At 43.6% G+C, this 11,887-nt stretch carries 11 protein-coding genes; 1 reads left to right on the forward strand and 10 read right to left on the reverse strand.

Annotation, left to right across the window (positions count from 1 at the left end; translation table 11 throughout):
* Nucleotide 1: 1 nt before the first annotated feature.
* From AC6I2O_RS12695 to ccpM, 10 genes are all read right to left on the reverse strand, one after another.
* Nucleotides 2-304, reverse strand: a complete 303-nt coding sequence (locus AC6I2O_RS12695; RefSeq protein WP_497742834.1) for a type II toxin-antitoxin system RelB/DinJ family antitoxin — start codon at nucleotides 302-304, stop codon at nucleotides 2-4.
* Nucleotides 305-466: 162 nt separating this feature from the next.
* Nucleotides 467-1,771, reverse strand: a complete 1,305-nt coding sequence (locus AC6I2O_RS12700) for an ABC transporter permease (protein ID WP_497742835.1) — start codon at nucleotides 1,769-1,771, stop codon at nucleotides 467-469.
* The gene (locus AC6I2O_RS12705) at nucleotides 1,755-2,402 is read right to left on the reverse strand and encodes an ABC transporter ATP-binding protein (RefSeq protein WP_120391838.1); all 648 of its coding nucleotides are present in this window, start codon (nucleotides 2,400-2,402) and stop codon (nucleotides 1,755-1,757) included. Before AC6I2O_RS12705 ends, AC6I2O_RS12700 begins: the two co-directional genes overlap by 17 nt.
* The gene (locus tag AC6I2O_RS12710; RefSeq protein WP_120391839.1) at nucleotides 2,386-4,095 is read right to left on the reverse strand and encodes an ABC transporter ATP-binding protein; all 1,710 of its coding nucleotides are present in this window, start codon (nucleotides 4,093-4,095) and stop codon (nucleotides 2,386-2,388) included. The genes AC6I2O_RS12705 and AC6I2O_RS12710 overlap by 17 nt, the downstream gene beginning before the upstream one ends.
* A complete protein-coding gene (locus AC6I2O_RS12715; RefSeq protein ID WP_497742836.1) occupies nucleotides 4,092-5,183 on the reverse strand; it encodes a S8 family serine peptidase in 1,092 nt (363 codons plus the stop codon). Before AC6I2O_RS12715 ends, AC6I2O_RS12710 begins: the two co-directional genes overlap by 4 nt.
* 18 nt (nucleotides 5,184-5,201) lie before the next feature.
* On the reverse strand, nucleotides 5,202-6,710 hold the full coding sequence (locus tag AC6I2O_RS12720) for an ABC transporter permease (RefSeq protein ID WP_497742837.1): 1,509 nt from the start codon (nucleotides 6,708-6,710) through the stop codon (nucleotides 5,202-5,204).
* Between the two features lie 38 nt (nucleotides 6,711-6,748).
* The gene (locus tag AC6I2O_RS12725; protein WP_497742838.1) at nucleotides 6,749-8,059 is read right to left on the reverse strand and encodes an ABC transporter permease; all 1,311 of its coding nucleotides are present in this window, start codon (nucleotides 8,057-8,059) and stop codon (nucleotides 6,749-6,751) included.
* Between the two features lie 259 nt (nucleotides 8,060-8,318).
* Nucleotides 8,319-8,501: a hypothetical protein gene (locus AC6I2O_RS12730; RefSeq protein WP_497742839.1), complete on the reverse strand. Its 183-nt coding sequence runs from the start codon at nucleotides 8,499-8,501 to the stop codon at nucleotides 8,319-8,321.
* Nucleotides 8,502-8,563: 62 nt separating this feature from the next.
* A complete protein-coding gene (locus AC6I2O_RS12735) occupies nucleotides 8,564-8,827 on the reverse strand; it encodes a hypothetical protein (RefSeq protein ID WP_497742840.1) in 264 nt (87 codons plus the stop codon).
* 17 nt (nucleotides 8,828-8,844) lie between these two features.
* Nucleotides 8,845-11,010, reverse strand: coding sequence for a Cys-rich peptide radical SAM maturase CcpM (gene ccpM, locus AC6I2O_RS12740; protein WP_120391844.1), 2,166 nt, complete (start codon nucleotides 11,008-11,010; stop codon nucleotides 8,845-8,847).
* A gap of 448 nt (nucleotides 11,011-11,458) precedes the next feature.
* On the opposite strand from ccpM, the gene AC6I2O_RS12745 reads away from it, so the two are divergent.
* On the forward strand, nucleotides 11,459-11,872 hold the full coding sequence (locus AC6I2O_RS12745) for a hypothetical protein (protein WP_120391845.1): 414 nt from the start codon (nucleotides 11,459-11,461) through the stop codon (nucleotides 11,870-11,872).
* Nucleotides 11,873-11,887: the final 15 nt, after the last annotated feature.

Genomic DNA, 11,887 nt, shown 5'->3' on the forward strand with positions numbered 1-11,887 from the left:
ATCAATGATTCTCCCTGAATTTTGCAAATGCCTCTGCTGCATTCTGTACTCTTCCTGCCGCTATATCATTGTATCCCTTTTCCAGTTTCTGATGGATTTCTTCTGTTGTCATAGCATCTGCATAAATGGATGCCGGCGCTTTTGGTAAAGAAACAGAAAATGGAATTCCACCAGTAAGAGAAATCTGGTTTAAATACATATCAATGGCCGTTGACATGGGGACACCTAACTGAGATAATACTTTTTCTGCCCGTTCTTTGACCGTTGGATTTACTCTTAAATTCAATATTGGTGTTTTTTCCATGATCACACCTCCTCGCTTCTGATATTGTAACGCTTTTGTCATTACAATTTAACCGAAAACTTTCCCTTTTTTAAACATCCATCAGCTGTTCCATGCCAACTTGTTTTTCTGTCGGATTCCTTTTCTCCAAAGGCAATATACGATAAAGCATTTGTCAAGTGGTCAGTTTATCATTGTCAGAATCTCTCTTGGATTCACCCGCATAATCCTCACACACGATAAAACTGTCACAATCACGCAGAAAATCATGCCCCCCGCTCCTGCTGTAATGACGCTTCCTGCCCGTAAGCCTGCACCCGGAAGTTCCAACACCTCTGCAAGGATGCGGACTCCCCCGTACACAAACGGAACGCAGAGAATCAGACTGCATAAATAAACAAGAAGATTTTCCGCCATCAGTCTGCCCACTATCTGTCTCTTTGAAAAGCCCAGTGAAAGAAGGATTCCGATTTCTCCCGTACGTTCCTGATTCCACATGGTCAGGACAATGACCAGTATAATTAGCCCAAGGAGAAGAACTGCAATCAGCATAGCAGAAAGAATACGGTTCATCTGCGTAAGAGGCGCTGCGCTGCGGTCATAATCCGCGCTGTTCGTGTTGATGAAGTAACTGTCCCAGTGATAGCCCGGAATGGATATCACGTTCTCAAGGCTGGCATCCAGAAGCGCCGGATCCTCCAGCTGCAAAATAAGTCCGTTCGTATACTGCCGCTCAGTCTGCCAGACCTCCTCTGCCACCTGCATTCCGCTTGCTTCATCTACATAGATGTAGTTGGAAAGAATCTCCGGCTCCGCCCTTTGCGGGGAAGCATTATCTGCCTCAGGCGCAACGGTAAAAATTCCCACGATCTCAAAGCGATATGTATTTCCCACACCTGCGCGCGCCCTCATGACGATTTCATCCGTCACGGTTCCGGTTATGGTATCTCCTATCTTCAGGCCGTTCGCCTCTGCCAGATACTCAGAAATCACCGCTTTTTCCGTATCTCCGCTCTCTATCGCACGGCCCTTCGCCAGTTCCAGCTTTCCATCCGTAAACTCCCTGGCAAGGGCGCTTTCTGTGCACGCAACCATTCTTGCCGTCCGGGCGGCTTCCGTTCCTTCTGCTGTAAATTTCCCGGGGCATAAAAAGAGCTCCTTCATGGAGAGGTAAAACGTATTGATTCCGGTCCATTTCTCAGGCTCCACTACCTGCACGACACTCCCTGCAAGCTCCGGCGTCACAACGTTCTCCTCATCAAACGTACACTCCACGGTCACGCAGGCAAAAAACTGCCTGCGCAGCTCTGTAAGTGAATCCTGTACTGCTGCTGTCAGCGTAATCCCCGAAAGCACAAGCACCAAAAGAAGAAAGAAAATTGCAGTAAGAACAGCGGTTCTGGATTTTTTTCTTTTCAAATACAGGACTGCATGCCCCAGAACCAATTTTTTATGATCTGTTTTATGAGTTTTATGATCTGTTTTCATCAGCCGCTTCCTTTGCCACAAAATGTTTGTCCTGAAACTCGCAGAGCACATCCGCCTCCTGCGCAAGGGCAGAGGAATGCGTTACCATAATCACACACCGCCCCTCCTCATGGGCGCTTTTTTTCAAAAGCGCAAGAATGTCCTTTGCCGTATCCTCGTCAAGGTTTCCCGTCGGTTCATCAGCCAGAAGAATGGGCTTATTGCTGGCAATTCCCCTCGCAATAGCCACTCTTTGCTGCTGGCCGCCGGAAAGCTTTAAAACATTTCTGTCCCACAGTTCTTTTGAAAGCCCTACCTTTTCCAAAGCTTCCTCCACCGGAAGCTTTGCGGTGAGCGCCACATTTTCCTTAACTGTCATATATTCAATCAGATTATACCCCTGGAAAATGAAGGCCGCATGGTCCTGCCTGTGCCGGTCAAGGCCATATTCCCGGATATCTGTCCCGTTATAAAGGATTTTTCCTTTTCTGGGACTATCGAGCCCTCCGAGCAAAGAAAGCATCGTCGTTTTTCCGCATCCCGACTTTCCCAGAATCGCATACAGCTTTCCTTGTTCAAAATCAAGATTTACGTCCTCCAAAACGGTATTATAATCCGTGTAAGAATACATCATATCAACAATCTGCAGCATTTTCCCGCCTCCTGTTCTGCTTTTTCCTTTTACTGCTTTTCTCTCTTATCGCTTTTCTTTCTTCTATCTTTCCATTTCTTATTTCGTATATTTTATCGCAGTTTTCCACGTATTTCAATTGATGGGTAATCAGAATTACCAGTTTGTCTCCCAGCAGTTCCAAACCCTCTGTGAAAAACCATTCCTCTGATTCATGATCAAAATTTGACGTACATTCATCAAAAATCAGCACAGGCGCCAGATGAAGCATTGCCCGTAGAAAGGCAAGCTTCTGTTTTTCTCCGCCGGACACGTTTGTCCCGCTCACACCGATCACAGTATCAAGCCCCTGCGGAAAATGTGCCAGCAGCTCTTCCATTCCGGTCTCGCGAAATACGGCCTTCAGCTCCTCGTCTGTGTATCTGCCCTCATAATCCAGATTCTCCCGGACTGTCTCCTGAAAAAGATAAGGAAACTGAGACACCACAGAAAACAAAGCTCGGTACTCCTCAAGGTTAATCGCTCTGCTGTTTTTTCCATTTACCAGAACTTCGCCGCTGTCAGGCTCGTAAAAGCGAAGCAAAAGCTGAATCAGTGTGCTTTTTCCGCTTCCATTGTCTCCCACAACCGCAACCCGCTGTCCGCGGCGCAGCTGCATGGACGCATTTCTGATAACCGGCTTTTTTCCATATCCAAAACAAACCCTCTGTAATTCCAGGGTACGAAATTCCTGTTCCAGCTTACTGCCCCAAATCTGCTCTGTATCAAGATTCCAGAATTCGTTCAGTCTTTTAAAAGAAGGGCGTATCTGCGCAACAATCATTTTTATATTCATCAGCATCGAAATCGGTCCTGTCACATTTCCGCTGTAAGAAATAAATGCCAGTACACTTCCCATACTCATAGAACCGTTACAGACAAAATATCCGCCCAGAAGATAATAAATTCCCGTCATAATCCCCTGTATTCCAGCCTCCGCAGAAGAATGAAAAATATCCAGCATATTTATTTTCTGCTGCCCGCACAAAAGCTTTTCTTTCCGGCATGAAAACTGTTTTTCCTCTTTCTGATACCGGTTCTGAAGCTTTATTTCACGTATCCCGCTGATCCGGTCCGATATCCACGCATGAAAGCTCTGGTTCTCCTGAATATAGTTTTGAAACTGCTCCTCCTTCTTTTTACTCAAAATATGTAAAAATACAAATTTCACAGGAACACATACCAAAATACAAAGCGCCATTTTCCAGTTAATAAAAAACAGCCCAATCAGTCCGCTGACGATACGGAGCGAATACGTAAACAGATACAGAACACCTTTATCAAGAAGTACGCCCGCACTTTCAATATCCGTATTTAACTGATGAATCAGCTCCGTACTGTTTTGTTTTGTAAACTGGCCTATTTTCAGACGAAGCACCTTTTGAAACGCCTGGACATGCAGCGTATGGAGCACATCATTGCGTACCCTTAAAAGCAACCAGTCCTGAAGCGCTTCCAGCCCCTGGACTGCCAGAATCAAAATAATCAACAGGCACGCATAGCCTACAACCCGTCCATATTCTCTTTGAAGCAGCCCTTCATCCGTCAGCTTCTGCAAAATAAGCGGATGAAAAAAGCTTTCTGCCATACACAGAAGACAGGCGCCCGCGATCAGGACAAGGGCCGCCGTATGTTTCTTCATGATCTGTAAAATCTGTATTATTACACTCTTCATAAATCTTCTCCGCCCAGCATCCGGATCAATGTCCTGCAGATATCCGTTTCCACTGCGGAAGATGCACGCAGCGTGCAGGCCAGTCTTCCTTCTGCATAAAAATCTATTTTTTCCCTTCTGCAGTAAACTTCTGCATCGTAAAAAAAGTGTTCTTTTTCCATTTCCTCCTTCTCATAGACAGAGAGCAGCAACGAAACATCAAGATAGCGGTCCATTTTGTTCAGCAATTCTTCGCGTGAACCACTATAATGGTTTCTCCCAAATATCTGAAATCCTTTTCCAAAATCCTCTTCCACGAGAGCGGCGGCCTCAAGGCTGAATTTTTCTGCGAATATGCGGACTAGCTTTTCTGTTTCAAAAATCTCTTCCCGGTTCACAACAGCAACCATCGGGCTTTCAAGAGGTTTGCCCCAGCCTTTTCTTGCAAAGTCCGCAAAAGAAAGCTCAGTCTCAGGCGCCCATTCGTCTGCCTGTCCGTTTTCTTTTTTCCTAATCCACTGAATCAGACTTCCGGCTGCCACAGGCACTGCGTAACTGTTTCCTTTCCAAATGCCCTTTTTATTTGGTCCGACTTCCGTGTTTGCCACGTATATTTTCTGTAAAATCTCGTGATACACGGCTCTACATTCCCCTGGTTTCAGCAGATGATTCCAGTCCATTGCCGTGCAGATTACATTCGGATAGGCGCCCGGAAGCGTCATCTTTCCGTCATTGCTCAGAGACGCCACGACAGTGATTTCTTTTTCCTGTATCTGCGCCATAACCGGATCCAAGATTTCCGCATCGGAAAGCCGCATGGTTCCAAGGCTCAGGCAGATCAGATCCGCCTCCTCTTTTATGCAGCATTCCAGCGCTTTCCGCAAATCTCTGACTGATAACGGCGATTCCCAGCTTTTTGCGATACGCACATCTAAAATTTCGTATTCAGCCGCACATTGTTCCAGAAGTCCCGCACAGTCTGTTCCATGCCCGCCTGCCGGTATTTCAGCCCCGCCGGTTTTCGCATCCGGAAAAACTACTTTCTGAACCCTTTGCGGGTGCAGAAGCGCCCGTCTGTCAATCCCTTCGTCTACGATAGCCACTCTCATGTTCTTTTACCCTCCATACTATTCTATCATAGACAGTACTCTGATTGGTTCCAGCTTCAGCGTTTTCTTTATCGCTTCGTTAACACTATAATAAACAATCAGAAGCATTGCAGCAAATACAAGCAAAGCAGTCTTCATATCTACCTTTGTTGTCAGCTCCTTCGGCGGCTCTACTCCTGTCCTCTGATTTCTCGACATCTCCGCCACCTTGCTGTTTTCTCCGCGCGCAATCGCCGCCTCTATTTCTTTTTCTGTATAAACCTTCTGCTCTCCTCCCTTGTTTACTGCTCCATATATCTGGTTTCCAATCCCTGGCGTGACTGCCAGGCTCACGATAAGAGCAAAGAAAAATGCGGTAAGTCCAAGCGCCAGATGCTCCCCTAAAAACTGCTTTCTGATCTCTTTGCCCGTAATTCCAAGGGACATCAGAATACCAGTCTCCCGCTTACGCCTTTTCATCGAGTGCAGGATTACCAGCATCAGAAGCAAAACGCCCGACGTCACTATGACTACAAGGCAGACCGCCATAATTATTTTCAGTGTCCGCAAAGGCTTTACTGCCTGACTGTACAGACCATCATCCTTCACAAGTTCATAATACTTCCAGTCTATCCAGTCAAGCTGTCTTACCTGCTCCATGACCTCGTCAAGTTCTGCCGGATTTTCCACAAAAAACTGGCTTGCACTCAGATAATATGGACGCCCAATTATCTCATCCAGCGCACGCCCGGCTTCATTGTCTGTAATCACCCAGTTTTCCAGAATGTCTATTTCTTCTGTATATTGAGTGACCGTCTGCTGGTAAGTCAATTCAAAAAATCCTACAATCTCCGTCTCTACTGACCCCAGTGATTCAATCGGATATTTCGCACGTACGTTCAAAGAATGAAGGTCAATTTTCAGCGTATCGCCCAGTTTTAAATGATTTCTTTTGGCAAAGTTTTCTGAAATAATGCATTTAAATGCATCGTCCGGCGTAATATGGCGGCCTTGGGTGAGCCGGAATGCACCGTTATAAAACTGGTCAAAATGACAGCTGTTCCTGGTATGATAAGTATACGTTATATACATCATATTTTTAGTCTCTTCTGGATCATAGGGCAAATGATGCTCATGCGTTGTAAAATAATTGTAACTCCATGCGTGATAGCCCGGAACCAGCTCATACTCATACAGCATCACATCAGCTCTGCTCCCTGCCTCATAATCTGTAATCCCTTCCACTTCTTCTGTGATTCTGCGCACCATCGCTTCATCCACATTTGGACCAATATAAGTCCGTACAGGACTATCCATCCCTTCAATCGCACGGTCTTCCCACTGGTTCATATCATTTTTATCGGGCGTAAGTCCAATGCTGAAGCTTGTGCCGTACGTCCTTTCAATTGCTGAGATCGTATCCCTGGATGTATTGTAAATTGATACAGATACCAGCATAAAAAAAAGAAGAAAAAACAGTATTCCCAGTAAAAACATATTGCTCTTTTTCCGGAATAACGATAATAATATTCGTTTTCTTTCTCTCATAAACTGTACTTTCCTCCTTCTTTTATCTGTACTCCGTCCTACTCAATCATAGACAGTACTCTGATCGGTTCCAGCTTCAGCGTTTTCTTTATTGCTTCGTTTACACTATAATAAACGATCAGAAGCATCAGAGCAAATACAAGCAAAGCAGTCTTCATATCTACCTTTGTCGTCAGCTCCTTCGGCGGTTCTACTCCTGTCCTCTGATTTTTTGCCATCTCTGCCACTTTGCTGTTTTCTCCACGAGCAATCGCCGCCTCTATTTCTTTTTCTGTATAAACCTTCTGCTCTCCTCCTTTATTCACTGCTCCGTATATCTGGTTTCCAATCCCTGGCGTGACTGCCAGGCTCACGATAAGAGCAAAGAAAAATGCGGTAAGTCCAAGCGCCAGATGCTCCCCTAAAAACTGCTTTTTGATCTCTCTTCCCGTGATTCCAAGAGACATCAGGATGCCAGCCTCCCGCTTACGCCTTTTTATTGAATGCAGGACTATCAACATCAGAAGCAAAACGCCCGATATCACTATGACTACGAGGCAGACTCCCATAATTATTTTTAGCGTCCGCAAAGGCTTTACTGCCTGACTGTACAGCGCATCGTCCTTCACGATCTCATAATACTTCCAGTCTATCCAGTCAAGCTGTCTTACCCGCTCCATGACCTCGTCAAGTTCTGCCGGATTTTCTACAAAGAACTGGCTTGTACTTAAATAATACGGTTCCCCGCACAGATCATCCAAAGCACGTCCAGTCTCATTGTCTGTAATCACCCAGTTTTCCAAAATATCCTGCTCGTTTGTATATTGCGTGGCAGCCTGCCGGTAGGTCATTTCAAAAAGTCCTACTATCTCTGTTTTCACAGTTCCAAGTGATTCAATCGGATATTTCGCCCATACATTCGTCGAAGGAAAATCCAGTTTCACAATATCTCCCAGTTGCAAATCATTTCTTTCAGCAAAGCTTTCCGAAACAATACATTTAAACGTATCCTCTGGTGTGATATGTCGGCCTTGGGTAAGCCGGAATGCACCGTTATAAAACTGTTCAAAACGATAACTATTCTTGGCATGGTAACTCCAAGTAACATACATTAAATTCTTAGTATCTTCTGGATCATAGAGCAATTGATGCTCATGCGTTGAAAAATAGTTATAACTCCATACTTGATATCCTGGAATCAGCTCATATTCGTACAACATCACATTGGCTCTGCTGCCAATCTCATAATCTGTGATCCCGTCCACTCCCTCTGAAATCCTGCGCACCAAAGCTTCATCCACATTTGGCCCGATATAAGCCCGTATCGAACTATCCAACCCTTCAATCACTCGATCTTCCCACTGATTCATATCATTTTTATCTGGCGTAATTCCTATGCTGAAGCTTGTACCATATGTCTTTTCGATTGCTGAAATGTTTTCTTTGGATATGTTATAAACTGATATAAATACCAGCATAAAAAAGAGAAGAAAAAACAGTATTCCAAACAAAAGCAGACTACTCTTTTTTCTGGATAACGATAATAACATTCTTTTTGTTTCTTTCATAAATTATATAAAAATACAATAGCGGCAGCCTTTACTTAGTTTTTATTAACAATCTACATCATTATTCATAATTAGCTCTTGTCGTAGAACTCCTTGAACCCTCTACCAATGATTGATAATTATTATAATTCTGCGTATTTGCATCCCAACACGCACAGCTCACGCCCTCACACGGACACCAGCAAACAGACATTGCTAAAACACTATTACTTTTTCTTTCGTAGTTCTTTTTCAGTTTTCTCATCCTGTTACCTCCAATCGCAATAATATTTCTTTGCCCTGTTACACGCCGCCGCTATTGTACTTTTACCCCTCCTCTCTGATTTTTTCTGCGATACCCTTGACTGTAAAAAATTCAAAGGTTTCTTTTGCAATCATTTCTGCCAAATTAACCTGGAATCTTCTTTCGATCTCCTGTATCACATATAACCAGTCTACCACAGGAATTCCCAACGTATCATCCAAAAGATTGAGTTCTCTGTCATTTACATGAATCCCTGTATAGTTTTCTACAATGCTCTGCACTGTTTCTTCAATTTCCTCTATATTTATCCTATTTTTATCTTCCATATTCACGCCTCTTTCTTTTAAACGACCTCTGTATTTTCTTCTAATCTTTCCAAAAGCTTATCCATTTCCTTTTCAAAATCCTGGCTGTCCTCCCAAAGACAGACCAGTTGCGCCTGCTTCTCTGTATTTTTCAGGACAACGGAATCTTCATCAAAACACAGATAATCCGCTTTCCTTGTCTCCGGATCCAGTTTCATGTAATGCGGGCTGACACAGAAAAAATCCACCGGGAACTGATATTTGCCCATACAGCTTTCTTTCATATAGGCAAGATATGCATCCCTTCGCTCTGCATCCATTTTGCACACGTTATAATACAGGTTGAAAATCGCAGCATCCACATCCAAAGCACGGGAAACTACTGCCAAAAGTTCTCCAAAATGAAAATGCTCCTTTTCGCTTACCGGGAACATTCCCCCCGGAATCTCCACTACTACAATATCCGGATTTTCTCTGTCGCAAAGCTCTTTCACATACTTATTTAGATTCAGAACTTTCTTTTCAAAGCCTTCTGCTTGGTCCAGGAAAAAGTCCGGAAGCTTCCTGTTACCTGCATTGCATACCGCCGGGTCAACGCCAATGCCCAAGACCTGATATCCCTTTGTCCGGATAAATTCGCAGGCTCTGGCAAATGTCGCCGCTTTTGAACACTGTTCCCCCTGGCCAAGCACCACAAGAACGGGAATCTCTAATTTTTCCATGCCATAATGCGGAAGTTCTTCTGCCTGAAATGGCTGTTCAGGCTCCGGCACAGCCCTCTTCTCTTCTTTCCTGTCCTTGTTTTCCTTCTGGCACTCATTAATCACACAATATTCATACAATTCATTGACAAATGTCTGTCTGCTCTTTTGACAGATTTCTAATTTTTTCTCTGCCGTTACAAAGCTCTCTTTGTCCCCGCCTTCAATTCTCGCAACACATATTTCACAATTCTGCAGGGCAGGGCAGTTGATGCACTGTTTTTCCGTTAAACGCCCAAGGTTCAAAATCGGCTCCATTTTAGGAATACACAGTCCCTCATCCACATTTCCAATCGAAAAAGCGGATTCATTTTCTACTACCTTTTCACATGGATAAAATGTCCCGTCAACAGACACAAAAATTTTTCGCATTCCCGGTATGCACGGCCCTCCATGATGTACAGACTTTCTCATATACCTTCCTTTTTTGAGTCCATCGAAAAATTTCTGTTTCATTACACAGGTAGTTCTGAACATCTGGTCTACCTGTTTCTCTTCCAGCATGCCTGCAAGGTACATCAAGGCTTTGAGATACATGTATTTTCTGTTTAACCGGAAAGCGTTTTGATAATGAACCCATTCCTGATTTTTCAGATTTGTCTCTTCTACTTCATGATACTGTACCGCATGCTTCGGAATCAGCTCTGTGTGATCAAAAAATTCTGTTATCTTTTTCAAATCCACTTTGGGATTTAAGGTAATCATAAAGCCGAGATTTTTCCAGAATTCATAATCCTGCTCTTTTATAACAGCAATATTTTTCATAATCGTATCAAAAGAGCCTTTTCCTGTCCGGAATTTTCTGTTTTGGTCATGCTCTTCTTTCGGGCCGTCCAGACTTATATGAACAGTAAACTGATTTTCCGAAAGGAATTTCACCACCGACGGAGTCAGAAGCGTCCCGTTTGTTGTCATTGTAAAGGTATATTTTCTTTCACCCATGCACTTTTTTATGTAAGAAACGCATTCCCGTATCAGTCCGATTTCCAGAAGAGGTTCCCCGCCATAAAAGGAAAAACACATCTCCCCGATCTCGCTGGAATGGCTAATAGCATAATCAATCGCCTTTTTGGCTGTCTCAAAAGTCATTTTCTTATCACAGTGTTCTCTTGTGAAATAGTTTCCGGAATATGCGCAGTATGCACACCGGAGGTTACACTGCTGAGTCACCTGCAAAACAACCTGCCGTACCCTGCACTTTGCATAATGCTCCAGAAAATCTGTATCCGGGTGGCGGATCTCCTCCACAACATTCTCCTCCAGGATTCCCATATCACAAAATCTCTGCAACGCAGGGCAATGCTCCTGATCTGTTTTCCCCTGCTCATAAGCACGAAACTCTTCGAAGCTCTCTCTGTCAACAGGAATGACAGTATGTGTATTCCTGTCATAAATATAAGTTCCTCCGCATGTTTCTATTGTTTTTATAATGACCTTTTTCATGTGTTCCTCCTCCAAAAAGTAATTTGCTGTCCCAGAGTTTCATCCTTACATTTTATCTGATTCAAACCATGTTTATTAATGATATTTTTTATTATTAGCTTATATTTTAACATCGTCTCAAATTGAAGTCAACTTTTATATCCGTCTCTGCACAATCGAGTAGTGGAATGGCCAGAAGCCAGTTTCTCAAACCACAAAAAGAAAAAATACGCAAAAGCACAGATTTCGGTAAAATCTATTGACGCGAAATATAACATTAGATATAATCCAAAACAAAAAAAGTCCGGTCTCGTTTATGATATGCCCTTGAAAGACTATTTATAAAGAATACCGCCGGAGAAAACCGGGCAAAAGGAATCTCTCTTGCCAATGATATTTGCAGAAATTATCGCCGTGAAGGATTGTTTTTTGATGAAATACTCGACAAGATGAAGAACGAAGGGCAATAATGGACGGGTTACAGCTAAAGTTATGTGATATTCAAGGCAGACTGTTTGAGTTATCTGCCGAAAAGAAGTATGACAGTGCCGCTTTTGTGAAGGCATTTATGACATCCGACACCGCAAAGGCGCTTGACTCCGATTATAACCGGATGCAGTGGGCAGGTGAAGAATATCTGCTTGAGGAAATTGTGTCTGCCGCAAGCAGTTCATTAATCTCAGGCGGAGAAATATACTCCACTGATATTCTGTACTGGATTGGCTACCTCTACCGCTATTGGCATTATTACAGCGGAGAAGACAGCGCAAAAATATATAAACAGGCCCCCGTTGAAACAATGAAACGCAACTATATGATATTTCACACAATGGATCCTGTTCTGGCTATCGAGGATTTAAAAGAGATTCATAATCAAACATGAGGATGGAGGTGCGAT

The organism is Blautia sp. St.27G3 (assembly GCF_059728505.1).